This window comes from Exiguobacterium sp. Helios (genome assembly GCF_014524545.1).
Lineage (GTDB): Bacteria > Bacillota > Bacilli > Exiguobacteriales > Exiguobacteriaceae > Exiguobacterium_A.
On record NZ_CP053557.1, the window covers coordinates 746,316 to 772,709 of the forward strand.

General features: G+C 48.1%; 22 protein-coding genes and 1 riboswitch. Of the genes, 20 read left to right on the plus strand and 2 right to left on the minus strand.

Features of this window, described 5'->3' with window-relative positions; all coding sequences use genetic code 11:
* The first annotated feature begins 79 nt into the window (after positions 1 to 79).
* The 5 genes from HNY42_RS03880 (at position 80) to HNY42_RS03900 (ending at position 7,359) form a co-directional block, all read left to right on the plus strand.
* On the plus strand, positions 80 to 1,435 hold the full coding sequence (locus HNY42_RS03880; protein ID WP_131973676.1) for an MATE family efflux transporter: 1,356 nt from the start codon (positions 80 to 82) through the stop codon (positions 1,433 to 1,435).
* Positions 1,432 to 3,990, plus strand: a complete 2,559-nt coding sequence (gene mprF, locus HNY42_RS03885) for a bifunctional lysylphosphatidylglycerol flippase/synthetase MprF (RefSeq protein WP_131504465.1) — start codon at positions 1,432 to 1,434, stop codon at positions 3,988 to 3,990. The genes HNY42_RS03880 and mprF overlap by 4 nt, the downstream gene beginning before the upstream one ends.
* A 148-nt stretch (positions 3,991 to 4,138) precedes the next feature.
* Positions 4,139 to 5,284 carry an N-acetylglucosamine-6-phosphate deacetylase gene (gene nagA, locus HNY42_RS03890; protein WP_131973675.1) on the plus strand — a complete coding sequence of 382 codons (1,146 nt, stop codon included), beginning with the start codon at positions 4,139 to 4,141 and terminating at the stop codon, positions 5,282 to 5,284.
* A 6-nt stretch (positions 5,285 to 5,290) separates the two neighbouring features.
* The gene (gene nagB / locus HNY42_RS03895; protein ID WP_131504467.1) at positions 5,291 to 6,049 is read left to right on the plus strand and encodes a glucosamine-6-phosphate deaminase; all 759 of its coding nucleotides are present in this window, start codon (positions 5,291 to 5,293) and stop codon (positions 6,047 to 6,049) included.
* Between the two features lie 212 nt (positions 6,050 to 6,261).
* Positions 6,262 to 7,359: an LCP family protein gene (locus tag HNY42_RS03900; protein WP_131973674.1), complete on the plus strand. Its 1,098-nt coding sequence runs from the start codon at positions 6,262 to 6,264 to the stop codon at positions 7,357 to 7,359.
* A 123-nt stretch (positions 7,360 to 7,482) separates the two neighbouring features.
* Here the strand turns inward: HNY42_RS03900 and phnF are convergent, their stop codons facing one another.
* On the minus strand, positions 7,483 to 8,217 hold the full coding sequence (phnF, locus tag HNY42_RS03905) for a phosphonate metabolism transcriptional regulator PhnF (RefSeq protein ID WP_012369386.1): 735 nt from the start codon (positions 8,215 to 8,217) through the stop codon (positions 7,483 to 7,485).
* Positions 8,218 to 8,345: 128 nt separating this feature from the next.
* Between phnF and HNY42_RS03910 the strand changes: the two genes are divergently transcribed.
* From HNY42_RS03910 to HNY42_RS03970, 13 genes are all read left to right on the plus strand, one after another.
* Entirely contained in the window at positions 8,346 to 9,497 is a 1,152-nt protein-coding gene (locus HNY42_RS03910) for an alanyl-tRNA editing protein (protein ID WP_131973673.1), read from the plus strand.
* On the plus strand, positions 9,494 to 9,922 hold the full coding sequence (locus HNY42_RS03915; protein WP_188005144.1) for a GNAT family N-acetyltransferase: 429 nt from the start codon (positions 9,494 to 9,496) through the stop codon (positions 9,920 to 9,922). Before HNY42_RS03910 ends, HNY42_RS03915 begins: the two co-directional genes overlap by 4 nt.
* A gap of 120 nt (positions 9,923 to 10,042) precedes the next feature.
* Positions 10,043 to 11,248 carry an argininosuccinate synthase gene (locus HNY42_RS03920; protein WP_026829279.1) on the plus strand — a complete coding sequence of 402 codons (1,206 nt, stop codon included), beginning with the start codon at positions 10,043 to 10,045 and terminating at the stop codon, positions 11,246 to 11,248.
* Positions 11,245 to 12,615 (plus strand): argininosuccinate lyase, encoded by a 1,371-nt coding sequence (gene argH / locus HNY42_RS03925; protein WP_131973672.1) that lies wholly within the window; start codon positions 11,245 to 11,247, stop codon positions 12,613 to 12,615. Before HNY42_RS03920 ends, argH begins: the two co-directional genes overlap by 4 nt.
* Positions 12,616 to 12,685: 70 nt before the next feature.
* Positions 12,686 to 12,863: riboswitch (Lysine riboswitch) on the plus strand.
* Between the two features lie 113 nt (positions 12,864 to 12,976).
* Complete coding sequence (locus tag HNY42_RS03930; RefSeq protein ID WP_026829277.1) at positions 12,977 to 14,176, plus strand: aspartate kinase; 1,200 nt, start codon at positions 12,977 to 12,979, stop codon at positions 14,174 to 14,176.
* Between the two features lie 12 nt (positions 14,177 to 14,188).
* A complete protein-coding gene (locus tag HNY42_RS03935; protein WP_131973671.1) occupies positions 14,189 to 15,181 on the plus strand; it encodes an aspartate-semialdehyde dehydrogenase in 993 nt (330 codons plus the stop codon).
* Positions 15,182 to 15,200: 19 nt separating this feature from the next.
* The gene (dapA, locus tag HNY42_RS03940) at positions 15,201 to 16,082 is read left to right on the plus strand and encodes a 4-hydroxy-tetrahydrodipicolinate synthase (protein ID WP_131973670.1); all 882 of its coding nucleotides are present in this window, start codon (positions 15,201 to 15,203) and stop codon (positions 16,080 to 16,082) included.
* Complete coding sequence (gene dapB / locus HNY42_RS03945) at positions 16,079 to 16,825, plus strand: 4-hydroxy-tetrahydrodipicolinate reductase (RefSeq protein WP_131973669.1); 747 nt, start codon at positions 16,079 to 16,081, stop codon at positions 16,823 to 16,825. Before dapA ends, dapB begins: the two co-directional genes overlap by 4 nt.
* The gene (gene dapD, locus HNY42_RS03950) at positions 16,812 to 17,519 is read left to right on the plus strand and encodes a 2,3,4,5-tetrahydropyridine-2,6-dicarboxylate N-acetyltransferase (RefSeq protein WP_188005145.1); all 708 of its coding nucleotides are present in this window, start codon (positions 16,812 to 16,814) and stop codon (positions 17,517 to 17,519) included. The genes dapB and dapD overlap by 14 nt, the downstream gene beginning before the upstream one ends.
* Before the next feature lie 25 nt (positions 17,520 to 17,544).
* Complete coding sequence (locus tag HNY42_RS03955; RefSeq protein WP_131504474.1) at positions 17,545 to 18,477, plus strand: branched-chain amino acid transaminase; 933 nt, start codon at positions 17,545 to 17,547, stop codon at positions 18,475 to 18,477.
* Positions 18,477 to 19,535: an alanine racemase gene (gene alr, locus HNY42_RS03960; protein ID WP_131973668.1), complete on the plus strand. Its 1,059-nt coding sequence runs from the start codon at positions 18,477 to 18,479 to the stop codon at positions 19,533 to 19,535. Before HNY42_RS03955 ends, alr begins: the two co-directional genes overlap by 1 nt.
* A gap of 12 nt (positions 19,536 to 19,547) precedes the next feature.
* Entirely contained in the window at positions 19,548 to 20,897 is a 1,350-nt protein-coding gene (gene lysA, locus HNY42_RS03965) for a diaminopimelate decarboxylase (protein ID WP_188005146.1), read from the plus strand.
* 52 nt (positions 20,898 to 20,949) lie between these two features.
* Positions 20,950 to 22,295, plus strand: a protein-coding gene (locus HNY42_RS03970) for an IS3 family transposase (RefSeq protein WP_370528923.1) whose coding sequence is annotated in 2 segments (ribosomal slippage) — positions 20,950 to 21,385 and positions 21,385 to 22,295 — 1,347 coding nt in all. Because the reading frame shifts where the segments join, the coding sequence is not laid out codon by codon here.
* A gap of 58 nt (positions 22,296 to 22,353) precedes the next feature.
* Here HNY42_RS03970 and HNY42_RS03975 read toward each other — a convergent pair.
* Complete coding sequence (locus HNY42_RS03975) at positions 22,354 to 23,373, minus strand: LysM peptidoglycan-binding domain-containing protein (protein WP_188005147.1); 1,020 nt, start codon at positions 23,371 to 23,373, stop codon at positions 22,354 to 22,356.
* A gap of 206 nt (positions 23,374 to 23,579) precedes the next feature.
* Between HNY42_RS03975 and HNY42_RS03980 the strand changes: the two genes are divergently transcribed.
* Together HNY42_RS03980 and HNY42_RS03985 are read left to right on the plus strand one after the other, a co-directional pair.
* Positions 23,580 to 24,707, plus strand: coding sequence for an ABC transporter ATP-binding protein (locus HNY42_RS03980; RefSeq protein WP_114596923.1), 1,128 nt, complete (start codon positions 23,580 to 23,582; stop codon positions 24,705 to 24,707).
* Complete coding sequence (locus HNY42_RS03985; RefSeq protein WP_131504300.1) at positions 24,704 to 26,287, plus strand: ABC transporter permease/substrate-binding protein; 1,584 nt, start codon at positions 24,704 to 24,706, stop codon at positions 26,285 to 26,287. Before HNY42_RS03980 ends, HNY42_RS03985 begins: the two co-directional genes overlap by 4 nt.
* Positions 26,288 to 26,394 lie beyond the last annotated feature (107 nt).

A 26,394-nucleotide genomic window follows, 5' to 3' on the forward strand; every position in this document is an offset into this window, starting at 1 on the left:
TAATTTACGTAGAACAAATAGCAAACTTGAATGCTTCAATAAAAATAGGGTGCAGGTTGCCCTGGAATGTGGTGGAACAATGTTAGAGACAACTACGCTATCGGGAAAGATTCAACAGTTCATGAAGATTTTCTTTCCGATTCTGGTCACACAGGTAGCGTTTTACTTAATTAGTTTTTTTGATACGGTCATGGCCGGACGATATGGGTCGGCTGATTTAGCGGGCGTCGGCGTCGGAGCCAGTCTGTGGGCACCGGTTTACACAGGATTGACGGGTATTTTATTAGCCGTGGCACCGCTTGTCTCCCAAGCAATGGGGGCACGAAAAGAGCGGGAAGTGAAGCGGATCGTGATTCAGGCATTGTATGTCTCCGTCGTCATCATCGTTTTGACGGTTCTGCTTGGACTCGTGCTCGTGAATCCGATTTTGAACCAAATGGAATTATCGGATCAGGCACGTCATGTTGCCCGCATCTATCTCGTCATGTTAGGTTTTGGAATCATTCCGATGTTCGTCTTCTTTGTCCTGCGCACCTTAATTGATTCGTTAGGCAAATCGAACATCACAATGACGTTATTATTATTCTCTTTACCCATTAATGTGGCTTTCAATTATCTGTTTATCTTCGGAAAGTTTGGTTTTCCGGAACTGGGCGGGATTGGAGCAGGAGTGGCAACAGCTATCACATACTGGATTTTATGTATCGCGGTTGTTGGGGTAGTCTTGAAAGGTGAACTGTTTCAACGGCTCGGGATTCTCCGTCGTTTTTATAAACCGGATGTAACACGAATCAAAGAATTGGTATTGCTCGGTGCACCGATTGGATTAGCAATCTTTTCGGAAGTCAGTATCTTTTCAGCCGTGACTTTGCTGCTTGGCGCCTACGGCGATGTCGTCATTGGAGCCTATCAGGCAGCGATTAACTTTGCTTCGTTCGTTTATATGATTCCACTCTCGGCCGCATCAGCCCTGACGATTACGGTCGGGTTCGAGATGGGAGCCAAGCGGGTCAAGGACGCCGTCCAGTACGTGTGGATCGGCTTGTTGCTGTGTCTGGTCGTTTCCTTGTTTTCAGGTGGACTGCTGTACGTTCAAAATGAACGGATTGCGGCACTTTACAGCAACGATCCGGCAGTCATCAAAATGGCGGCTCATTTCATGATTTTAGCGATTTTCTTTCAATTATCCGATGCAGTCGCGGCACCCACTCAAGGGGCACTTCGCGGATTCAAAGATGTCAACGTCACGTTTATTTTGACGATTACCGCGTACTGGGTCATCGGACTACCACTCGGATTTTATTTTGAGCGGTTTACGGAACTTGGACCGGATGGGTATTGGTGGGGATTGATCATCGGACTTGCCGTCGGAGCCAGTCTTCTCTTGCTCCGCCTGATGCATCTTGTCAGAAAATCAAAGGAGGTCGTGAAATGAGATTCAATAAACAACGTGTGTTGACAGTGGCGAAAATCATTTTGCCGATTATCTTGATTGCATTCATTTTTTATCAGGGTCAAAACGAATTAAGAAGTCTGTCGTTAAAGGAATCGATTCGGGCGATTCAGCAAATTCCGTCCTGGAAGTTTATTTTATTGATTGTATCGGGGCTTGCAGCGGTCGCGACGATGTTCTTTTATGATTTCTTTTTATTGCGTTCGCTTCAAGTGAAGGTTCCGATCGGATTGATTTTCCGGGCATCCTGGATTGCCAACTCGTTTAACGGCATCATCGGTTTCGGCGGACTTGCCGGAATGGGGGTCAGAACCGCCCTCTATCGACCGTTCGTCGAAGGAACCCGGTTATTGAAAGCCATCGGTTGGATGGCACCGACACTGATCAGCGGATTATCGATTTTATCGGCATTATCCTTATTAAACGTCTTTCCGGCATTTGAAGTGTTGGATTTAAAGAAATGGTTATGGCCGGTCATCATCGGTGTTGCCTTCTTCTTCCCGGTCTATCTGTTGTTTACTTTCCGACGGGGGAGCAGCAGTATCCGTCCGTCGTCGATCGCCCTCTATTCGCTTGTATCGCTTGCGGAATGGTTCAGTGCGGGAGTCGTCGTCTATTTTATTTTGGCGGCCCTCGGAACGGATGTCAGTTTTTCTAAAGTCATCGGCGTCTTCATCATCGCCGCGACAGCCGGTCTGATTTCGATGGTACCGGGAGGATTCGGTTCGTTTGACTTGGTCTTTTTGATCGGTATGCAGCGTGCCGGCGTCGAAGAAGGGATCGTCCTTACCGGATTGTTGATTTATCGTCTTGTATATTATTTGATTCCTTTTGTGATCGGGGTCATTTTCTCGGCACGTGAGTTCAGCGGTCCGGTCGTCAAAATGATTGAGGATAAACCGATTGTCGGCCCGTCGGTTGAGGTCGGCGGCGTCATCTGGCGGCTTCAGTTACGTTTTTTAAGTAAAGTCCGACATTTTACATTGGCCTTGATTACGTTACTCGCCGGCATCGCGATTTGGGGTCTGGCGATTTTGCCGCCAAACTCGACACAGTATGAATATTTGGAAGCCCGTCTGCCGCATGAATTGTTGTTGCTTGCGAACAGTTTCTTTTTGATGGCCGGCTTGTTGTATGTACTGCTTGCACCGTCTCTGTACCGACGGACTAAACGTTCGCTGTATATGATTTATGGTGTTTCGGCTTTTGCTTTAATCGGGATGGCACTGCGCGGATTTAACTTGATCTCCTTGTCTGTCGTGTTGATCGTGCTGGTTTTAGTGACGATGTCACGGAGTGCCTTTCATCGTGAACGGACGTTGATCACGACGACTCGACTGATTAGGGCCGCTTTTGCCGGTTTTTTATACATCGGTGGATTCATCTTCTTCGGATATGCCTTTTACACACTCGGTTCGGCTGACGGAACAAAGGTTTATCCTGCCCATGAGATCTTCATGTTTGCCGCGAGTGCATCGATTTTTGCACTTGTCTACACACTCGTCTTCATTCGTTTATTCAATACCTTTAATCAGCCGGTCTTGGGTGAAAAGTTAGATCTGCAAAAAGTTAAGGATGTCTTGACGGAAGAAGGGGGAAATTATTTAAGTCACCTGGCTTTTCTCGGAGATAAACGCTTTTTCTTCTCCGAGTCCGGACGTTCATTTATTCAGTTCAGTCAGACCGGAAACCGGATTATGATGCTTGGTGATCCGAGCGGAAATCCGGAAGAGCATTCCCAGTTGATTGCCTGTTTCTTACGGCGTGTTGAGGATTTAGGTTATATCCCGAACATCTATCAGATTCAGGCACAGAACATGTCGTTGTATCATGATTTCGGCTTTAATTTCTTTAAGCTTGGTGAAGAGGCGATTGTCGACATGACGACCTTTACCGTTTCCGGGAAAAAACGGGCCGGCTTACGTTCCATTAAAAATCGTTTTGAACGGGAAGGGATGACGTTTGAAGTCGTATCGCCTCCATTTAGTGAAGCGTTGCTGAATCAATTACGTGACATCTCGGATGAATGGTTAGGAGGGAAATCCGAAAAAGGATTTTCATTAGGCTATTTCAACGAGTCTTATTTGAATCAAGCGCCGATCGGCATCATGCGTGATGCCAATCAGCAGATGCTTGGATTCATGACATTCATGCCGGCGTATCAGGAAGGTGTTCTCTCGATTGATTTGATGCGTTTTCGTCCGGATGGTCCGAACGGGATCATGGATGCCATGTTTATCCGCTTGTTTGACTATGCGACTGAGCAAGGCTACCACACCTTTAATATGGGAATGGCTCCTCTCTCATCCGTTGGTGAGGACGAAACATCATTTTGGCAGGAACGTGTAGCTGCCGACGTATTCAACAACATCCGGTACATGTACAGCTTTACCGGGTTGAGACGCTATAAAGAAAAATATGATCCGAAGTGGGAAGGACGTTACCTCGCATATCGCAAACGTCAATCATTAACAATTGCGATTTTAAAAGTGACACGTCTGATTTCGAAGAAAAAGGACCGGATTTTATTACCGTAATCAAAGAAGATTCTGGACTAGACTCCGGAATCTTCTTTTTCATAATCAGTTAAATGTATAAAGGTCTATACAACTAGAAACAACAGCGGTATACTAATGGTGAAGAACCAACACTTGTCGGAATCAAAAAGAGAAAGGAAGAAACAAGATGCCAAGCATGATTCATGCAGAAATTTATACGGGACATACTGTCATTCAAGACGGATTCATCCGCTTTGAAGAGACCATCCAGGAAATCGGGAAGATGTCAGATTATACACCGCGCGACGAAGTCGTCATCGATCTTAAAGGAAAACGACTGATTCCAGGAATGATTGATGTTCATATCCACGGTGGATATGATGTCGACACGATGGATGCGAACGCGGAAGCGATGCACCGGTTGAGTAAAGCGATGCTTGCGGAAGGTGTCACGTCTTTTTTTGCGACGACGATTACCCAAGACTGGGACCAAATCACGCGGGCACTAGAAGTCACACGGGACGTCATCAATTCCCGGCAGACCACGATTGAAGGGATTCATCTGGAAGGACCGTTCATTAATCCGGACTATGCCGGAGCCCAACCGTTGGAATACATCGTCGAACCGGATGCGAATCAATTTTTAATATGGCAACAGGCATCCGGAAATCAGATCAAACTGGTCACGTACGCTCCGGAACAGCCCGGTGCCCGAAACTTTGAAGCGGTGGTCCGAGAGACGGGTGCGATTCCGTCTGCCGGACATACCGATGCGACATTCGATCAAAATCATTTAGGTAATGTCACCCACGGGACGCATCTCTATAATCAAATGCGCGCCTTGCATCACAGGGAACCAGGGACGGTCGGGTATTGTCTTCTCGAACGATCGGTATACGCGGAAATCATTCCGGACGGGATTCATAGTTCAAAAGAGATGGTCGAATTCGCTTATCGGATGAAAGGGTCAGACCGTTTGACGGTCATCACCGATGCGATGCGAGCGAAGGGATTGTCGGACGGAGAATATGAACTTGGTGGACAGACGGTGCACGTCAAGGACGGAGCCGCGCGTCTTGAAAGCGGGAACTTGGCAGGCAGTGTCCTGACGATGGATCAGGCGTTACGCAATATCATCACTTTTACCGGCTGTTCACTCGAACAAGCGGTACAAATGACTTCGATCAATCAGGCAGAAGAATTTGGCTTAACACATAAAGGGCGACTCGAGCGGGGCAAGGATGCGGACTTTGTTGTATTGACGACAGACTTGGAAGTCGAACAAACCGTTCACCGCGGGAAAGTGCACCGATTTACAAACGGAAAGGGGTAACAACTAATGAAATGGATGATTGTAGAAAAAGCAGAAGAATTGGCAAATGTCTCGTACCAACTGCTCAAACAGGAGATTTTAAGACACCCGGAAGGATTGACGATTGGACTGGCGACCGGCAGTTCTCCGCTCGGTGTGTATGAAGAATGGCGCAAGGATCAAGTGGATTGCCGGCATGTGACGACCGTCAACTTGGACGAATACGTCGGACTGAGCCCGGATCATCCGCACAGTTATCATACGTTCATGCAAGAACATTTGTTTGATGCGGTCGACTTTAAAGAATCCTATGTACCGATTGGAAACACGATCAATCCGAGTCAAGAGAGTGCGCGGTACGAAGAACTGGTTCGGAAATTGGGAATCGACATTCAATTGCTCGGCATCGGTTCGAACGGTCATATCGCATTCAATGAACCCGGTACACCGTTTGATGCGACAACCCATGTGACTGAGCTGACCGAGTCGACCCGGATTGCCAACCAACGTTTTTTCGATCGGTTGGAGGATGTTCCGACTGAAGCGATCACGATGGGAATCGGAACGATCATGGAAGCGAAGAAGATTTTATTAGTCGCTTCAAGCGAGCGAAAAGCAGAGGCGATTCGCGACATGATGGAAGGTCCGGCAACGACTGCTTGCCCGGCGACGATTTTACAACGTCATGCCGATGTGATGGTTGTTCTTGACGAAGAAGCCGCAAGCTTGTTATCGGACGAAGCAAAACGTACAGGCAGAGCTGCCTATACCAACTTCATGAAATGAAACAACAACTCGTCTTTGATGAGACCGGACTGCTTTAGACCGTTCTTCTCAAGAGGCGAGTTTTGTATTGAATTTCGGTTTAGCTGTTCCATTGCAAAAGCAGTGAAGACACATGATCTTAATCGAATCGTAAATTGACATTTTAATAAAAGTCGGGATAATGGAGAATAGTGAACTTTACAGAAAATTTACATGAAAATGAGGGCTTACAGATGCAGACGAGATCAGCAAGAAAGAGGCAACCGAGTGCTGGCAAGATGTTCATCAAAGTGATTGCCGCCTTGTTATTACTTTTGACCGTCATCGGTTCCGGTTATGCGGGAGCGGTTTTCATAAAAACACAGGAAACACTGGCGAGAACACAAATCAACATTCCGGGTTCGAAAGTCAGTTCGAAATATGATGATGTCCCGTCCGAATCTTTTTTGATTTTAGGAACGGATGAGACGAAAGCCAGTAAAGAACGCAAGGAACCGGCACGATCAGATGTCATGATTGTCGGTGTCTTGAATAAAAAGACGGAGCAATTGGTACTGACCAGTATTCCGCGGGATTCACTCGTCAATATCGATTACTCCAAATACGATGTGCCGTACGGGAAAACGGGTGTCGAGCAGGATAAAATCACCCATGCGCATTATTTTGGTTCGATGGACAAATCGAGTTCATACAACGGAATCAAACTCGCCCGTGAGACAACGGAAAATCTGCTTGGTATTGAAATCAACCATGTCGTTAAAGTCAATTTTCAAGGATTCGTTCAGTTGATCGATGCGCTGGACGGAGTTGATATCGATGTGCGTTATGCGTTCAAAGAACAGGATTCAGCCCGTAAAGCCGGAACGATTACCGTTCCGAAAGGCATGCAACATTTGACTGGGGAACAAGCACTCGCTTATGTCCGGAATCGCCATGATGATCCACTCGGTGATATTGGTCGAGGGCAAAAGCAGATGCAGGTCATTCAGGCTGTTGCGAAAGAAGCCGCAAGCTTCCGTTCGCTTGGTGCGTACCGTGATATCTTAGACGCTGTCGGAGACAATGTCGAAACGAACTTAGGACCAAATGATTATCTTCGTTTAGCTGATTTTACGACGGCTTTACGTAATACGACAGAATACCAGCTCGCAGGTGAAGGATACATCGGCATCAGCGGGAAATGGGAATATCATCTGGACCCAAATCAACTTGATCGTGTCAAAGCCAATTTGACCAAGGCGATGCAAGGACAAGAAGTTTCACCCATAAAAGAAGAGACAAGCACACCGGAGGAAACGGATTCGCCGACAGTCGAGCAACCCGTTCAATAACTGTTTCAGACGGATGAACCTAAAAAAGCACACGTTTCAGATACTTTCTTGAAAAGTATCCTGAAATGTGTGCTTTTTTGCTCGAAAAAAAGAAAGTGGACTTCTCCTGACTTCAAATCAGACTCAGCGTTGCCTTTCCATTTCGACCGTGAACGTATACCGGTCGCCGCGATAAGCAGAGATGACATATTCAAACGGTTGATCGGTGGCAAGGAAAGTCAGCTGCTCGACGGACAACACCGGTGAACTGACCGACAGACCGAGATGTTGCGCTTCTTCTTTTGTCGCGAGGCGTGATTCGAAAGTCTGACTGGCACGGCCAAGGTTGAGTCCACTGGCTTCAGCAAAGGCATAAAGAGACGTGATAGCGACGTCCTGATTCAATCCCGGCAACAACTGTTCCGGGATGTAGACCGTTTCGAGCGCAAGCGGTTGTTCGTTTGCGATCCGTAACCGTTTTAATTCATAGATTTTGGCTCCTTCACGAATACCAAGTTTATTCGCGATTGTCATTTCAGCAGCAATCGTCTGGTAGGACAACAATTCACTTGCCGGTTCCAATCCAAGATGTTCCATCTCTTCAGAAAAACTGGTCAAACCAGACAGTTGCATGACGATTTTTTTATTGGCAACGAATGTACCGCGTCCTTTTTGACGAATCAGATAACCGGCGTTGACGAGGTTCGAGATGGCTTGACGGACAGTCATCCGGCTGATTTGATGGGCCTCGGCGAATTCGCGTTCTGAGGGAATCAAATCGCCCGGTTGTAATAGACCTTCTTCGATTTGTTGCTTTAAGGCAGCCTCAATTTGGTAGTAGATTGGAAGTGGTGAATTTTTATTGATGTGCTGAATCACGGCATTTCGTCCCTTCGCGGTCGATAGTCTTTCATCTAGTGTACTAGGAAATGAAGATGTCGACAAACGATTGTAAGTGATTTGTGTCATAATAGAAGCAAATTCAGTACAAAAAAGGTGGAATGAAGATGCGTTCAGAGCAAATTTATCCGGACGTCCGGACATTCGAATCAATCGTGACGGGTACGAAAGAAGAGCAGGGACACTGGGTGACGCTGCAACAAAGTTACTTTTATCCGGAGAGTGGGGGACAGCCTGCCGATCGGGGCACGCTGAACGGTATTCCCGTATTGGATGTTCAGCTTGAAGACGGACAGGTCTGGCATCGCCTCGAAAGTCCACTTCTTAAATCCGAAGTGCAAGGTGAAGTCGATGATGTCATTCGAACGGACCATGCAGCGCAACATACGGCGCAACACGTCATTTCTGCGATTCTTCAGGACGAGTTCCAAATCAAGACGATCAGCTTTCGGACCGGTACGGAAGAATCGACGCTTGATCTCGATTTTGACGCATGGGACGACGCCCTTCAAAGTCGACTGGAGGAACGGTTGCGGACGGTGATTCAAGCCAACCTCCTAATCACGGCGACAGAGTATACAGAAGAAGCGGCACTCCGGTTACCTTTACGAAAGACCCCTCAAGTAACCGGGAAAATCCGCGTCGTTCAAATCGGTGAACTCGATTACAGTGCCTGCGGAGGGACACATCTGGCCTTGACGTCGGAACTGGAACTGATTTTATTCACAGGACTGGAAAAGGTTCGAGGAAATATCCGCTTGGCATATGTAGCGAAAGACCGGGCATTTGGATTACTGACGACGGAACGACGTGTTTTAGCAGAAACGGCCCGTGCATTATCAGCTAAAAAAGATCAGGTTCATCTCGTCGTCGAGGAACTGAAACAGGAGCAGGTGCGTCTGAACCGTCAAATCGGACAGGCTGAAGATGCTCATGTCAAAGCGGTCTTAAAAGAACTTCTGGCGACGGACGAACCGGTCCTGACTGTGCGACATGATAAGGAAGACATCCGTTTCTCGGAAAAACTGCTGAAAGCCGTAGCCGAAGCAGGACGGACAGGATTCGTCTGGAACGAGACAGCTAAAAAATTATTCATGTGCAGTGCCGGTTCCATTCATCTCGGGCAATTTGCCAAAACTCATCTTAAGCAGTTTAATGGACGTGGCGGCGGAAGTGAAAACAATGCCCAGGCATTATTCCAAACGTATGAAGAGGCACAAGCTTATGTAGAAGCATTAAAGGAGGAATTACATACATGACAGTGATTCAAGTGAAAACAGCCGAACAGCAACAAGCAGTCCGAATGATCCGGGAACGGGTTTTCGTCGAGGAACAAGGGGTTCCCCGCCATTTGGAATATGATACACACGATGAAACAGCGATTCATCTGCTCGTCCTCGATGAGCAGAATCGTCCTGTCGCAACGGGGCGGACGCGTCCGTATGATGAGCAACGGATGAAGGTCGAACGCGTCGCGACACTTGCGGCGACAAGAGGAAAAGGATACGGTGGCGAACTGATGCAGGCGATGGAACGGATTGCTCGCCGTGAAGGGCGGACGATTTTGACACTCGGTGCCCAGGTCCAGGCAATGCCGTTTTATCAAGGGCTTGGTTATGCAATTGTTTCCGATGAATTTGACGATGCCGGCATCCCGCACCGGACGATGGAGAAAAAAATTTAACGCTGATTTTTTAAGAAATCCTGAAAAAAGGGTTTCTTTTTTTGAAAGTCTATGTATATATATAATTCATAGTGAATTTTTATACAGACAGATACAGTCGAATTCAAGGAGGAAATAAGAATGACAAAACAAAAATTGATTTTAGCGTATTCGGGTGGACTCGATACTTCAGTCGCCATCAAATGGTTGAGCAAGGATTATGACGTCGTCGCATTATGCATGGACGTCGGCGAAGGAAAAGATTTGTCAGTCATCAAAGAAAAAGCGTTACTTGTCGGAGCAATCGAATCCATCGTTCTTGATGTCAAAGACGAATTCGCAAATGACTTTGTTTTGCCGGCCCTTCAGTACGGTGCGCATTATGAAGGAGCCTATCCTCTGATTTCCGCCTTATCTCGTCCATTGATTGCTGAAAAACTGGTCGAAGTGGCTCATGCCCACGGTGCCACAGCAGTCGCCCACGGCTGTACCGGAAAAGGAAACGACCAAGTCCGGTTCGAAGTTTCGGTTGCAGCACTCGATCCGTCACTCGAAGTCATCGCGCCGGTTCGTGAATGGAAATGGTCACGTGAAGAAGAGATCGCTTATGCGAAAGAAAATGATGTGCCGATTCCAATCAATCTCGACAGTCCATATTCAATCGACATGAACTTATGGGGACGCAGTAATGAATGTGGCGTTCTTGAAAATCCATGGACAGAGCCACCGCAAGATGCCTATGCCCTGACAGTTGCACCGGAAGACGCGCCGGATCAAGCGGAAGAAGTCATCATCGGTTTTGAAGCAGGTGTCCCGGTTTCAATCAATGGTACAGCGTATCCGCTGGCAAAACTGATTACCGAACTGAATATTATCGCCGGTGCACATGGCGTCGGACGGATTGATCATGTCGAAAACCGTTTGGTCGGAATCAAGTCACGTGAAGTCTATGAGTGCCCGGGTGCAACGGTCTTACTGAAAGCACATGCAGCCCTTGAGACCATCACATTGACGAAAGATGTCGCACACTTTAAACCGATTCTCAGCAAACAATATGCAGAAACGATTTACAACGGATTGTTCCATGCTCCGCTGACGAAAGGGCTCAAGGCCTTCTTGACGGCAACGCAACAGGACGTGACCGGCGAAGTCCGTGTCAAACTCTATAAAGGGAATGCAACCGTTACAGGACGTCAGTCAGCCGTTTCATTGTACGACGAGAAACTCGCGACCTACACAAAAGAAGATGCCTTTGATCACGAAGCAGCGAAAGGATTCATTAAATTGCATGGTCTTGCGATTGCGACACATGCCAGTGTCCATCGTCAGGAAGGCGTGAAAAAATGACGAAACTATGGGGCGGACGTTTTACGGAAAGTGCTTCCGCTCAAGCGGAAGCCTTCGGCGCATCGATTTCATTTGATCAGAAATTAGCCGCCGTTGATTTGCAAGGGAGTCTTGCGCATGCACAGATGTTGTATGAACAAGGGATTCTTGAGAAAACCGAGTGGCAACAAATCGAAGCCGGGCTGAAACAGTTACAAACGACACTCGATCAGCACGTCTACACGACGGTTGACGAAGATATCCACATGAATCTTGAACGGTTGCTGACGGAACAGATTGGTCCCGTTGCCGGGAAGCTGCACACGGCGCGCAGTCGAAACGATCAGGTCGCGACTGATTTGCATCTCTGGATGGAACAACATGTTCTCGAACTCCTGACCAGCATCCGTAATCTGCAATCCGTCATTACGGAACAAGCGGAGCAACATGTCGAGACGGTCATGCCGGGTTACACCCATCTGCAGCGGGCACAGCCGATTTCACTGGCACATCACTTGCTCGCTTACTTTTGGATGTTTGAACGGGATGCCGATCGGTTGACGGATAACTTAAAGCGGATCCGGATGTCGCCGCTCGGTGCAGGGGCACTGGCGGGAACGACTTTCCCGATTGACCGGTTCAAGTCAGCCGAGCTGCTTGGTTTTGAACAGGTCTATCCGAATAGTCTGGATGCGGTCTCGGACCGGGACTTCGTCATCGAGTATCTCGGTATCGCCTCAACAGTGATGATGCACTTGTCACGCTTTTGCGAAGAAATCATCATCTGGGCTTCACAGGAGTTTTCATTCATCGAATTATCCGACGCGTTTTCAACGGGATCGAGTATGATGCCACAGAAAAAAAATCCGGATTTCGCAGAACTGATTCGCGGTAAAACAGGACGTGTCTATGGTAACCTGATGGGCTTCCTGACGACGATGAAGGCTCTTCCGCTCGCTTACAATAAAGATATGCAAGAAGATAAAGAGGGTGTCTTTGATACCGCTGATACGGTGTTACAATCCGTTCAAATTTTTACAGGCATGATCGAATCCGCTACGTTTAAGACAGAAGCGCTCAAGAAGGCGACGATGCAAGACTTCTCGAATGCAACGGAACTGGCAGATTATCTGGTCACAAAAGGGATTCCGTTCCGGGAAGCGCATGAAATCGTTGGGAAAGCCGTCCTACATTGTGTGCAGAGCGGATGTTTCTTAAAAGATTTGACGCTGTCGACGTATCAGACGTTCCATCCGGTCATTGCGGAAGATGTATATCCGTTGCTCGATCCGGTTCAAGCCGTCGCACGACGGGGAAGTTACGGCGGGACCGGTTTTACAGCCGTCCGGGAACAACTCACATTAGCGAAGAAGTACCTTGAAAAATGATAAAATTCAAAAAAAGTTTGGCAAATCACTGGATTTAACAAAAAATGTTTGCTATAACTGTAACTAACAACCGACAGATAGAGGCGCGGATGACATCAGTAGCAACACTTACAAAGGCAAGCATGCCAAGTGATGTGAAAGGGGAAATCCGCCGAAGTGAACAGGAAAATGCTTTTTCCTGATTGCTGGTACAACGGTTAAGATCCGTTGTACTGCCGAAACCCACGTTTCGGAGCGCTATCTTACGTAAAAGAACGAATGACACTGTCATCGTTTGTCCGATCGTGATAACGACGGGCCGTAGGAACGCTCCTACCGGCCCGTCGTTTTTTTCTGTTTCGGGACAAAAGGAGATAGGATTGTGACAACTGTACTTAAATTTGGTGGTAGTTCGGTTGCGACTGTCGAACAGATTCAGTCAATTGCGAATTATTTGAAGAATCGGACGGATCAAGGGGAGAAATTAGTCGTCGTCGTATCAGCGATGGGGAAAATGACGGATTCATTGATTGCCCAAGCACAAGCGATTACCGACCGGCCGGAACGGCGCGAACTGGATCGTCTGCTTGCAATCGGAGAAGAACAGACGATTTCGTTACTCAGCATCGCGCTGAATTCACTCGGGACAAAAGCCTTGTCGCAAACGGGAGCCCAAGCCGGCATCAGTACGATGGGGCTGCATACGAAAAGTAAAATCAAACAAATCGACGGTGAACTGCTCCGGAAAAAACTTGAAACCTACGATGTGATCATCGTCGCCGGTTTCCAAGGGGTCAATGAACTGGGGGATGTCACGACACTCGGACGCGGCGGATCAGATACGACAGCCGTTGCCTTAGCAGCCGTCCTTGATAAACGTTGTGAGATCTATACGGATGTTGACGGTGTCTATACGGCAGATCCACGGATTCATGCTGCAGCGCAGCCGATTCCGCACATTTCATACGATGAGATGATGGAAATGAGTGCTCTTGGCTCAAAAGTCATGGAGATGCGCAGTGTCGAACTCGGTAAAAAATACGGCGTCCACATCTTCGTCGGAAAAACACTAGAATCGAAAAGAGGGACTTGGATTATGGAGGCAACGGAAACGATGGAACAGAAAGCAGTAACGAGTGTCAGTGTGACGAAAAACGTCCTGACGGTATCAATCAAACACGTTCCACAGACGAATTCAGCGGTCGCGGATATCTTTGAACTGTTGTCAGGTCGCCACGTCAACATTGATATGATCAGTCAGACGACGTTTGACAGTGACATCTTCCTTTCCTTCTCTTGTCCGTTAGACGAAGAAGAGTTTTTGGAAGAGGCCTTGCAGGATATCATCAATCGTTTCCCGACCGTCAAAGTCGATCGTCATAACCAACATGCCAAATTATCGGTCGTCGGAATCGGCATGCGGGACGCAACCGGCGTCGCTTCGAAATTATTTGCGATTTTCCGGGCCGAAAACATCACGTTTTATCAGGTTACAACATCAGAGATCAGCATCTCATATACGATTGCCCAAGCTGACATCGAACGGACCGTCGCAGCAATTGCTCAAGCATTCGACCTGTAAGGAGGAAATCATATGTATCATGTCGCAGTCATTGGCGCAACCGGCGCCGTTGGTCAAAAAATGTTACAAGTCCTGGCGGAACTCGACTTTCCGGTTCGTCAGATTTCAGCGTACGCTTCAGCCCGTTCTGCCGGGAAAACCGTCCAGTTCAAAGGACAGGACGTCACGATTCAAGCATTATCGGAGCAGATTACGGAAGACGGCATCGATGTGGCGCTGTTTGCAGCAGGCGGCACCATCAGTGAGCAGTATGCACCGTTACTGGCTGCAGCAGGCACACTGGTCGTCGACAATTCAAGCGCCTTCCGGATGCAGGCCGATATCCCGCTTGTCGTACCGGAAGTGAATCCGCAAGCAATCGGACCAAATGACCGTTTGATTGCCAACCCGAACTGTTCGACGATTCAATCGGTCGTCGCCCTGGCGCCGCTTCAACAATTTGGTTTGAAACGTGTTAACTATACGACGTATCAAGCCGTGTCCGGTTCCGGTCAAAAAGGAATCGAGGATTTAGCCCGCGGCAGCCGCGGCGAAGAACCGGTCAATTATCCGCATCCGATTCACGATAACATTCTGCCGCATATCGATGTGTTCTTACCAGACGGTTACACGAAAGAAGAACAGAAAATGATTGACGAAACACGAAAAATCTTCCAGCTACCGGAGTTACCGGTCAGTGCGACATGTGTCCGGGTTCCGGTCACGAATTCGCATTCTGTCGCCATCAACGTGACATTCGAGCAGGAGACAAGCGTTGCCGCCATCCGTGCCTCATTAGCGGAAGCACCAGGCGTCATTCTCGTCGATGATGTCAGTCAAAACCAATATCCGATGCCGCTTGATGCAAGCGGAACAGATGACGTCTATGTCGGACGGATTCGTCAGGATAAAAGTCTTGCCAATACATTCCACATCTGGTGTGTCGCCGATAACATCCGTAAAGGGGCCGCTTCGAACGCTGTCCAGGTAGCGCGTCAAGCACTTGAAAGTTCAATCCATTCTTAAAAAACGGGGAGGAATCGATATGTTTAAAGGAGCAGGAACAGCACTGGCTACACCATTTACATCAACCGGTGAGCTGGATTTAGCGGTATTTGAACAACTGATCGAACAACAACTCGCAGCGAATATTCAAGCGTTAGTCGTCGGAGGGACGACCGGAGAAGGGTCAACGTTGACGAATGAAGAGTTTGAAACATTACTGGAAACGGCAGTCCGTGTGACAGCCGGACGTGTACCGGTCATTGCCGGGACCGGAACGAACAATACGGCACAGACGATTGAAAAAACACAGACGGCAGCCCGACTTGGTGCTGATGCGGCAATGCTTGTCACACCTTACTACAATAAGACATCACAAGCAGGACTCGTCGCCCACTTCACGGCGGTTGCGGATGCAGTTGATTTGCCAATCATGCTCTACAATGTTCCGTCACGGACAGGGGTCGCGATTTCCATCGAAACAGCCGTCACACTTGCCAAACATCCGAACATCCAAGCGTTTAAAGAAGCAAGCGGTGACGTCAGTTTCATGGGCGAATTGATGACGGCCTTACCCGCTGACTTTGCGGTCTTCTGTGGCAACGATGATCAAATTCTTCCTTATATGGCATGGGGGGCACAAGGCGTGATTTCCGTCTTGTCGAATCCATACCCGGCAGAAACGCAGGCGCTTGCAGAAGCGTTACTGGCAAACGACTATGTTACGGCACGACGGATTCAAAGTGATTTGATGCCTGTCATCTCCGCGTTGTTCAGCGATGTCAATCCGATTCCCGTCAAAGCAGCGCTCGAAGAAATCGGACTGGCGGTCGGAGCACCGCGTCTGCCGCTCGTCCGTCAGTCGGAAGCGGGACATGCGCATCTGCTTGAGATGATGCGGAGTTACAAAGGAGTGGTTGGATGAAACTCGCCATTCACGGATACGGGGCAACCGGACATTTCGTCCACGAACTGGCACCGGATGATGTCGTCGCCGTCATCGATAAAACGAAAACGGCGGATCAGGTCCCGTCTTACGGTACGCTTGCCGAAATGACGGAGTCGGTCGATGCGATCATTGATTTTTCGCATCCGAGTCTTTTGCCGGACTTGCTTGCTTATGGGATTAAAACGAAGACACCACTCGTCATTGCGACGACGGGTTTCTCGGAAGCGGAACTGCAGACGATTCGCGATGCTTCGACACAAATTCCGATTTTCCAATCGTATAACATGTCGTTTGGAATCGCGATGATGCAACAGCTGTTAAAAACACTCGTTCCGCTCGCCGGAGCATTCGACATCGAACTGCTTGAGAAACACCACAATCAAAAAGTCGATGCACCGAGCGGGACGGCGGAGCTGTTGCTCCGGACCATCCAGGATTTACGAGATGTCCAACCGGTCTACGAACGGGAGTCGACGCGTGAGAAGCGGGAGCCAAACGAAATCGGAATGCACTCGATGCGTGGGGGAACGATTTTCGGCGAACATGAAGTATTGTTTGCGGGCGTCGATGAATTGATTGAAATCAAACACACGGCGTTATCAAAAAAAGTATTCGCTTCAGGTGCCATCAAAGCGGCGGAAGCGCTCATTCAAAAATCAGCGGGACTCTATACACTGGAGACGCTTTACACACAGGAGGATTCACATGTTATTAACTGATGCTTATGAAATTGCAAAATTCATTAAAGATGCTAAAAAAAAAACACCGGTTAAACTGTACGTCAATGGTGACTTGGCAGGACTGACGATTGAAGGAGCGACGGCATTCGGAACGGATCAATCAAAAATTTTCTTCGCTGATGCAGGACTTGCTTCAACTTTCTTAGAAGAATATGCAGACCGGATTACTGAAGTGCATGTCGAATATGACCGCCGCAACAGTGCCGTGCCGATGCTTGATACACGTCATTTGAATGCCCGGATCGAACCGGGTTCATGGATTCGCGATCATGTCGTCATCGGCGATAACGCGGTCATCATGATGGGCGCAATCATTAATATCGGTGCATCAATCGGAGATGGTACAATGATTGATATGAACGCTGTTGTCGGAGCACGTGGCACAATCGGCAAAAACGTTCATGTCGGCGCCGGTGCCGTGGTCGCAGGGGTTCTTGAACCACCTTCAAAAACACCGGTCATCATTGAAGATGGTGTCTTAATCGGAGCGAATGCCGTCATCCTAGAAGGTGTTCGTGTCGGAAAAGATGCGGTCGTCGCAGCAGGCAGTGTCGTCACAGAAGACGTTCCTGCAGGCAGCGTAGTGGCTGGTACGCCAGCACGTGTCATCAAACAGAAAGATGCAAAAACAGCAGAGAAGACGCAACTGGTGGATGATTTACGTTCACTCTGATTGACGTCGAAGAGGAGGAAAACACATGGCAGTGGATACACAGTATGGAGAAGCAATTTGGTTAGACGGGGTTTTTCATGATCCAAAAGAGGCAAATACGAGCGTCATGTCCCATGCGATTCATTACGGAAGCGGATTTTTTGAAGGCATCCGTGCGTATGCGACACCGGATGGTCCGGCGATTTTCCAATTGACGGAACACATTGAACGTCTGTTCCGCAGTTGCGCGTTCTATCACGTGACGATTCCTTATACAGTGGAAGAACTTGTTCAAGCGACGATTGATCTGGTCGCCAAAAACGGCTTTGAGTCTTGTTACATCCGCCCGTTTGTTTTCCTCGGTACACCGTGGCAGGCATTGATGGCAAAAGATACGACGGTACACGTCGGGATTTCTTGTTGGGAACTTGGTGAATACTTCGACAAAGGTGCCGGTATCCGGGCAAAAGTTGCTTCGTATCGCCGCGTTTCGTCGACAATGATGCCGATGCAGGCAAAAGCTGCCGCCAACTACATGAACTCGCAACTCTTAAAAGGAGAAGCACTTCGCGACGGATTTGACGAGGCGATTGCTCTTGATATGAACGGAAACGTCAGCGAAGCGAGTGTTGCCAACTTGTTCATGTTGAAAAACGGGACAATCTACACGCCTTCACTCGATTGTTCAGTATTAGACGGAATCACACGCCAAGTCATCATGCGTTTGGCACAGGATCAAGGCTATCCGGTCGTCGAGCGTCATATCGGCCGTGATGAGTTATACGTTGCAGACGAAATCTTCTTAACAGGTACGGCTGCAGAAATCACAAGTGTCGGTGAAATTGATCATATCGTCATCAACGGCGGAACACGGGCTGTCGCAGATGAGTTACTTGATCTTTACCGTCAAGCAGTTTCGGGTCAACTGCCACAATATGCATCGTGGTTGACTTACGTGACACCAGCCATCGCAGAATAATGAGTTCACGAACTATTGTTACCATCGATCGGGAAGCGGTGCGGCATAATGTCGCATCGGTTTTCGCCCGGTCCAATAAGCAGATTTTTGCCGTCGTCAAAAACAATGCTTACAACTTAGGAATGATTGAAATGGTTGCCACATTGATGGAAGCCGGTGTCCGGCATTTCGCAGTGGCAGAAGTCTACGAAGCAATTGAAATCAAAACGAATTTTCCAGACAGTTATGTCCTGGCGATGAATCCGGCATCGCACTTCAAAGAAGTCCGATTGCACGGAGTAGCGCTCGGAATTCCTTCGCTCGACTGGCTGCAACGCCATCAGGCGGATTTATCGGGAATTGAACTTCATCTAAAAATAAATGTCGGGATGAACCGTTTTGGTGTCAGTTCGCTTGAGGAAGCGCTAGCAGTTCTTGAAACCGTACAGGAACAGGAACTGATATTGACGGGTCTCTATACGCATTTCCCGCTAGCCGATGAGCCGGGAGCCGATCATGACGGTCAAGTCGAACGATTCCTCAAAATCGGGAATCCGTTACAGGAGAAACACACATTCACGTACATTCATGCCGAAAACAGCGCGACGATCGTCAAACATGATCCGCGGCTGGCCTGCTGTAATTATGTCCGGCCCGGCATCTTCCTGTTCGGTTACTCACCGATTGAAAAAATGGACTGGCTCGTGCCCTCGCTTCGGATGACGACGGAAGTCGTTGAGATTCGTCAAGTGGAAGCAGGCGAACACGTCGGCTACGGTACGTCGTATACGGCACCGACAGCGATTCGTGTCGCCGTTCTGCCGGTCGGCTACGGGGACGGGGTCGTTCGCGGACGATCTTCACTGCCCGTCATCATCAACGGGAAACGTTATCCGATCATCAGTAAGTTATTCATGAGTCATACGTTCATTGCCGTGGATTCGACGGTTGAAATCGGAGATAAAGTGGTGTTATATGGCGATGGTATTGAAATCGATGATATCACCCGGACCGGGACAGCTAATAATTCGGAGCAGATGTGTGCCCGTTCGTGGCGTTTGACACATCGTTATTTATAAGGGGGAATTCAGATGTACGGAAGCCGATATTTGACGGAACAAAACAATGCACTACAGATTGACGGGATGGAAGCAACAAAGCTCGCCGAACAATACGGGACGCCACTCTATATCATGGCAGAACGTGAATTGACGGACCGTCTGGCGACTGTACGCGATGCCTTTTTAGAAAAATACCCGAATACGTATGCCTCGTTTGCTTCTAAAGCCTTGACGATTGGTGCCGTATATCAGCAAGTCGTCAAACACGGTCTTGGAATCGATGTCGTAACGGGCGGTGAACTGTTTATTGCCCGCAAAGCCGGTGTGCCGGCGGAACGGATTTATTTCCACGGCTCGAACAAGTCGACACAGGATTTACGTTATGCCGTCGAAGAAGGTGTCGGTAAGATTGTCATCGACCATTACGGAGAAATTGCCCAACTCAATCAAATTGCCGCAGAAGCGTGTCAAACCGTTCAGGTATTGATTCGGATTGTGCCGCAAGTCATCGGTGGTGCACATACGAAAATTCAGACGGGCGGTGTCGATACGAAGTTCGGGTTCTCGACGCATGATGATTCGTATTTGGAAGCCGTCGAAGCTGTTTTAGCGGCGGAACATCTAGTGTTACTCGGTATTCATTGCCATGTTGGTTCACAAATCCAAGAAATTGAACTGTTTGAACGGACAGCCCGGACGATGATGGGATTTGTCGAAACGATTCGTGAACGGACATCCTTCATCGCAAGTGAAGTCAATCTTGGCGGCGGATTCGGGATTGCCTATATGCAAGACGATCAACCGCTTGATTTTGAACAAACGATGGAGCGGGTTATGTCGATCATCGATGAAGAGACGACACGTCTTGCGATCGATCGTCCGCGAATCGGGATTGAACCGGGGCGGTGGGTCGTCGCAAATGCCGGGACGACGCTTTATACGGTCGGTGCCATCAAGGAAGTGCAAGGTGTGAGAACGTATCTATCCGTTGACGGCGGAATGGCGGACAATATCCGTCCTGCTTTATACGGGGCGGTGTATGAAACCGTCATCGCGAATCGGATCGAAGGAGAAACACGTCATGTGACCGTTGTCGGTGCAGCGTGCGAATCAGGGGATTTAGTTGCCGAATCGGCTGATCTGGCCGAACCCGTCAGTGGAGATACATTAGCGGTCTTCGGGACAGGAGCTTACAACTATTCGATGGCAAGCAACTATAACCAATTTTTACGACCGGCTGTCGTTTTTGTTAATCAAGGTGAATCGCGCGAAGTCGTCCGTCGCCAGACGTACGACGATTTGATTCAATGTGATCTTGGTCTGAAAAATATTCCGTCGTCTTCAGAACTGAAATCATTCAAAAAGCATCCGCGAAATTGAACTGCCCCATAAAAGTTGGACATGAAAATCCAACTTTTATGGGGTGTTTTTTATGGTCAAATATACGAAGGCGTTTAAAATCCAGGTCGCTGAACGTTATCTGACGGGACGAGACGGATACCAAGGTGTGGCGAAAGAATTCGGGATAGCGCGTCAACTGATCCGTGACTGGTCGCGTCCCTATGAAAGTTGGGGGGAGACGATCTTCGATCCTTCCTATACAACCCACTCGCCGACATTTAAACTGGAGGTATTAAATGACATGGCGACCAACGGGCTGTCCCGCATAGAGGCGGCTATAAAATACCGAATCTCCTCCCCAGGGATGATCTCGAACTGGCGATCAACGTATGAACGGGAAGGGGTCGAGGGTCTGGTCGCCAGACCGAAAGGACGTGCCCCGATGGCGAGACGCAAAAAGAATCCTGAAGAGATGACAGAGGTTGAGAAGCTCAAGGAGCGAATCGAGTACCTAGAGATAGAGAACGCTGCGTTAAAAAAATTGAGAGCCTTGGTTCAAGAAGAGAACGCGCGACGAACCGGATCAAGGCGCAAGTGATCGACGAGTTGCGGGCGATCTATCCCGTCCCGGGACTCCTCCGCGTGCTCGGTATGGCCCGAAGCGTCTACTACTACTGGCGGACGCGCCTGACGGGCGAAGACAAGTATGCGGAGGTGAAGGCAGCCATCCATACCCTCTTCCACGAACACGAGGGGCGATGTGGCTATCGTCGCATCCACGCACTCCTCGAACGCCAGGGCTTCCGGCACGACCCGAAGACCATACGCCGTCTCATGAAAGAGCTCGGGCTTAAGTGCCTCGTCCGCATGAAGCGATACCGCTCCTATAAGGGGCGAGTCGGGAAGGTCGCGCCTAACCTTCTCCAACGGGACTTCAAGGCCTCCGGCCTGAACCAGAAATGGGTGACCGACGTCACTGAGTTTCACCTCTTCGGGGAGAAGCTCTACCTCTCGCCGATGATGGACTTGGGAAACCGTGAGATCATTGCCTATACCATGTCGGACCGTCCCACATACCAATTCGTCGGCGAAATGTTGGACCAGGCAATCAGAAGGCTCGATGGAGAAGCCCAACCAATCCTCCATTCCGACCAAGGTTGGCATTATCAATACCGAGCGTTCATCGATACGCTCCACGAGCACGGCATCACGCAAAGTATGTCCCGTAAGGGAAACTGTCTCGACAACGCAGCCATCGAAAGCTTCTTCGCCGTGCTCAAGTCAGAGCTCCTATATCTCAAGGAGTTCGATGACATGGACCACTTCAAATGTGAGCTCAAGCGTTATATCGAGTACTATAACCATCGTCGTATTAAGAGACGACTAAAAAACCTGAGCCCGGTGGAATACCGGACTCAGGTCCTCAAGGTCGCCTGACGAATTATTTATTGTCTAACTTTTTTGGTTCAGTTCAAAAGACCGGGACGCTTTTGTGTTACTTCGGAATGACAAGGACTTGCCCGACGGAAATCAAATTGACGTTAGTGATTTTATTGGCACTGGCAAGAGCGGTGACCGTCACGCCATACTTCGTTGCAATGGAATATAACGTGTCACCGGCTTTGACAGTATAGGTGACGGTTGTCGTCGGAGGAGATGTAGTTCCGGGAATAATCAGGACTTGGCCGATTTTAATCAGGTTGTTGGAAATGTTATTTGCTCTAACGAGAGCAGTAACGGTGACGCCATATCTTTTAGCGATGGAGTACAAGGTGTCTCCAGCTTTGACGGTATAAGTTTTGCTGATGGTCGAAGGAAGCTTCAACAATTCAGAAATCGTGACGAATTTGTATCCTTTGGTTTTGAGCTGGGAAATCATTGAAGGAAGTGCAACCGGTGTGCCAGGTGCTCCCGCCCCTGTATGCATCAGTACGATGGACCCGGGGACAATGTTTGGAACGACACGCGCTAAAATAGCTTTTGAACTGATGCCTTTCCAGTCAGTGGTATCGATGTTCCATTGAATTGTTTTCGTATATCCGGCATTACCGACAGCTGCAAGGACAGCGCTGTTGCTCGCGCCAAACGGTGCGCGGAAAATTGGTTTAGTCGTCCGCCCGGTCAATGACTTGATTAGCGTTTCGGTTTTTGATAGTTCGCTCGTCATTTGCGTGGCAGTCAATTTCGTAAAGTCAGGGTGCGTGTAAGAGTGATTTCCAAGCTGATGCGTTGGAGTTGCAGTAGCGATGTTCTTGATCAATTGCGGGTGGTTTTTAGCACCGGTACCTGTCAGGAAAAAAGTCGCTTTGACATTGTTACTTTTTAAGATGCTCAAAATCTTAGTGATGTTTCCACCATCTGCTCCGTCATCAAACGTCAACGCGACGACTTTACTCGTCGTCGATCCTTTTATGACAAACGTTGAACTGGCTGCATCTGCGGTCAAACCATAACTAAAGAAAGGAAAAAGCGATATTAACACTATCATGATGATCCGAATCCATTTCCCGTGCATGTTGTACGTCGCCTCCTTTTTCCAGGATGACTGCGTCTCACTTGTCTCTACTTATCTATTACCCTTTTTGAGTAAAAAAACTAAAAAAGAAAGAAAATATTCCCGAATTTTTATGATCTTAAACGAAATAAGCTCAAAAACTTGTTTGATGACCAAATAAATGGGGAACATATAATATATGAAAATAGTAAAAGGAGTGGAAACGGATGATTGAATTTAAAAACGTCGGTAAGCAATTTAAAGACAACGTTGTCTTAAAGGGCTTGACGCTCGAAATCAAAGAGGGCGAGCTGGTTGTATTCATCGGACCGAGTGGATGTGGAAAAACGACATCCTTAAAAATGATCAATCGTTTGATTGAACCCTCGTCGGGGACGATTTTAGTGAATGGAAAAGACATCATGAAGACCGATACGATTGAATTACGCCGGCATATGGGATATGTCATCCAACAGACCGGTCTTTTTCCGCACATGACTGTCCGGGAGAACATCCAATTGATTGCCGGACTTGAAGGGAAAGACCACGATCAGATGGATATTCGAACGGAAGAGTTGCTGCAAATGGTCGGTCTTGATCCAAAACAATTCATTGACCGTTACCCGAGTGAACTCAGTGGTGGACAACAGCAACGCGTCGGGTTTGCCCGTGCCTTAATGAATGACCCGGACGTCATCCTGATGGATGAACCGTTCAGTGCGCTTGATCCCGTCACACGAAATGACCTCCAAGAAGAATTATTCAACCTCCAGGAAGAAGTCAAGAAGACGATTGTTTTCGTCACACATGATATGGATGAGGCGATCAAGCTGGCTGATCGGATTTGTATCATGCGCGATGGGGAAATCGTTCAGTTTGATACACCGGAAGAAATCTTACGTCATCCGAAAGACGAATACGTCGAATCCTTTATTGGGAAAAATAAGATTTGGAGCAGTCCGGCGTTCATTAAAGCAGAGGACATCATGATTGAAGATCCTGTCTCGATCAGTGGGAAACGGACTCTGTTGCAGGGGATTGAAATCATGCGGGGACGTAAAGTCGACAGCCTGTTGATCACAGACCGCGATCGTATCCTCCAGGGAATCGTCAAACTGAAGAACATTCAAACGGCTCCTGATAAAGGTGTCCGGATTGAAGACGTCATGGAAGGGGAGCTGGTTGCTGTTGATGAGCAGGACTCCTTGCTTGATGTACTTGAAGTCATGAACCATGAAGAGACAGGGTATCTGCCGGTAACAAATAAATCAGGACAATTACGTGGATTAATTACAAGAAGTAGCTTGCTTTCCGTCTTGAGTGAGCAGTTCATTCAGGAGGAGGAAGTTCAATGAATGGATTTTTAGATTATGTTCAAAATAATACCGGTCAAATTTTTGACTTATTGCTCGAACACTTACAGTTGACTGTGTTGGCAGTCGTCATTGCCGTTGTACTAGGAATTCCAATCGGTATTCTCATCACGCGGTATCAACGTTTTGCGAAGCCGATCCTTGCATTGACAAGTGTCGTCCAAGCTGTTCCAAGTCTTGCCTTGCTCGGATTCCTGATTCCGTTCATCGGAATCGGTTCAACACCTGCTATTATCATGGTCGTTCTCTACTCACTGCTTCCGATTGTCAAAAACACGTACACCGGGTTATCAAGTATTCCGGGAGACATGCTGGAAGCAGCGAAAGGAATCGGGTTAACGGATCGTCAGATTTTGGGTAAAGTTCAAATTCCACTGGCGTTACCGATCATGATGGCCGGAATTCGGATCTCTGCCGTGACGGCTGTCGGTCTGATGACGATCTCTGCCTTCATCGGTGCAGGTGGACTGGGGTATCTGGTCTTCTCCGGTATTCAAACTGTTGATAACAATCAGATTCTTGCCGGTGCCATTCCTGCAGGCATCTTAGCATTAGCGATTGATTTCATCGTTAGCCGGATTGAGTATTCGGTCGCGCCGAACGGAATTCCGCTTGCGGACGGTCGGGTGAAAAGCAGAGCCCGTAAACGCCGGAAAGCAATGTCGGCCGGAAAGAAAATTGCAATTGCAGCGATTGTTTTCCTATTGATTGGCGGAACCGTTGCCTATTCGTTCTTAAAAACGGATAAAATCGTCATCGGTTCAAAAAACTTTACGGAACAATTGATTTTAGGAAATATGTTAGCCGATTTAATTGAAGATAAAACCGATTTGGAAGTTGAACGCCAGCTCAATCTCGGAGGCACAAAAGTTGCCTATGGAGCGCTTGAAACGGGTGAAATCGATGCCTATGTCGAATATACCGGTACATTATTGATTGATGTCCTGAAACAAAAACTGGAAACCGATCCGGAAGCCGTCTATAAGAAGGTCGGAAAAATGATTCCGGAAAAGAGCCAGGTTGATGTTCTGGAGCCAATCGGCTTTAACAACACGTACGCTCTTGCGATGACAAAAGAAGATATCAAAAAATATGATTTAAAAACGGTCTCTGATATGGCGGGTGTCAGTAATCGCCTCATTTTAGGATCGACGATTGAGTTTGCGAACCGCGAAGATGGATACCTCGGATTGAAAGAGAAATATCCTGATATGAAATTCAAAGATGTTCAGCCTGTCGATGGTGGTCTTCGTTATACTGCATTGACAAATGGAAAAACAAATGTCATCGACAGCTTCTCGACAGACGGCTTATTGAAAAAGTTTGATCTGACAGTTCTTGAAGATGATAAAGAATTTTTCCCACCGTACTATGCAGTCCCGATTGTACGTCAAGAAACGCTCGAAGAACATCCGGAACTAAAAGAAGTCCTGAACCTGTTGAAAGATAAGATTACGGATAAAAAGATGCAGGAATTGAACTTTAAAGCCGATGTTGAAAAAGAACGCCCGGAAGATGTGGCACGTGAATTCTTGATTGAAGAAGGATTAATTAAAAAGTAAAACAAAAGAGAGCCGAGGCGGGAATCCGCTTCGGCTCTTTATCATGCGCGCTGACGCGCTATATCGTTTTGGAAAATAGGTAATCCTGGTGGTAGATCATTATTTTT

What these genes read in the sequence shown, in the direction of transcription:
- HNY42_RS03880 (WP_131973676.1), top strand. Translation starts at nt 80, where the DNA reads ATGTTAGAGACAACTACGCTATCGGGAAAGATTCAACAGTTCATGAAG.
- mprF (WP_131504465.1), top strand. Translation starts at nt 1,432, where the DNA reads ATGAGATTCAATAAACAACGTGTGTTGACAGTGGCGAAAATCATTTTG.
- nagA (WP_131973675.1), top strand. Translation starts at nt 4,139, where the DNA reads ATGCCAAGCATGATTCATGCAGAAATTTATACGGGACATACTGTCATT.
- nagB (WP_131504467.1), top strand. Translation starts at nt 5,291, where the DNA reads ATGAAATGGATGATTGTAGAAAAAGCAGAAGAATTGGCAAATGTCTCG.
- HNY42_RS03900 (WP_131973674.1), top strand. Translation starts at nt 6,262, where the DNA reads ATGCAGACGAGATCAGCAAGAAAGAGGCAACCGAGTGCTGGCAAGATG.
- HNY42_RS03910 (WP_131973673.1), top strand. Translation starts at nt 8,346, where the DNA reads ATGCGTTCAGAGCAAATTTATCCGGACGTCCGGACATTCGAATCAATC.
- HNY42_RS03915 (WP_188005144.1), top strand. Translation starts at nt 9,494, where the DNA reads ATGACAGTGATTCAAGTGAAAACAGCCGAACAGCAACAAGCAGTCCGA.
- HNY42_RS03920 (WP_026829279.1), top strand. Translation starts at nt 10,043, where the DNA reads ATGACAAAACAAAAATTGATTTTAGCGTATTCGGGTGGACTCGATACT.
- argH (WP_131973672.1), top strand. Translation starts at nt 11,245, where the DNA reads ATGACGAAACTATGGGGCGGACGTTTTACGGAAAGTGCTTCCGCTCAA.
- HNY42_RS03935 (WP_131973671.1), top strand. Translation starts at nt 14,189, where the DNA reads ATGTATCATGTCGCAGTCATTGGCGCAACCGGCGCCGTTGGTCAAAAA.
- dapA (WP_131973670.1), top strand. Translation starts at nt 15,201, where the DNA reads ATGTTTAAAGGAGCAGGAACAGCACTGGCTACACCATTTACATCAACC.
- dapB (WP_131973669.1), top strand. Translation starts at nt 16,079, where the DNA reads ATGAAACTCGCCATTCACGGATACGGGGCAACCGGACATTTCGTCCAC.
- dapD (WP_188005145.1), top strand. Translation starts at nt 16,812, where the DNA reads ATGTTATTAACTGATGCTTATGAAATTGCAAAATTCATTAAAGATGCT.
- HNY42_RS03955 (WP_131504474.1), top strand. Translation starts at nt 17,545, where the DNA reads ATGGCAGTGGATACACAGTATGGAGAAGCAATTTGGTTAGACGGGGTT.
- alr (WP_131973668.1), top strand. Translation starts at nt 18,477, where the DNA reads ATGAGTTCACGAACTATTGTTACCATCGATCGGGAAGCGGTGCGGCAT.
- lysA (WP_188005146.1), top strand. Translation starts at nt 19,548, where the DNA reads ATGTACGGAAGCCGATATTTGACGGAACAAAACAATGCACTACAGATT.
- HNY42_RS03975 (WP_188005147.1), bottom strand. Translation starts at nt 23,373, where the DNA reads ATGCACGGGAAATGGATTCGGATCATCATGATAGTGTTAATATCGCTT.
- HNY42_RS03980 (WP_114596923.1), top strand. Translation starts at nt 23,580, where the DNA reads ATGATTGAATTTAAAAACGTCGGTAAGCAATTTAAAGACAACGTTGTC.
- HNY42_RS03985 (WP_131504300.1), top strand. Translation starts at nt 24,704, where the DNA reads ATGAATGGATTTTTAGATTATGTTCAAAATAATACCGGTCAAATTTTT.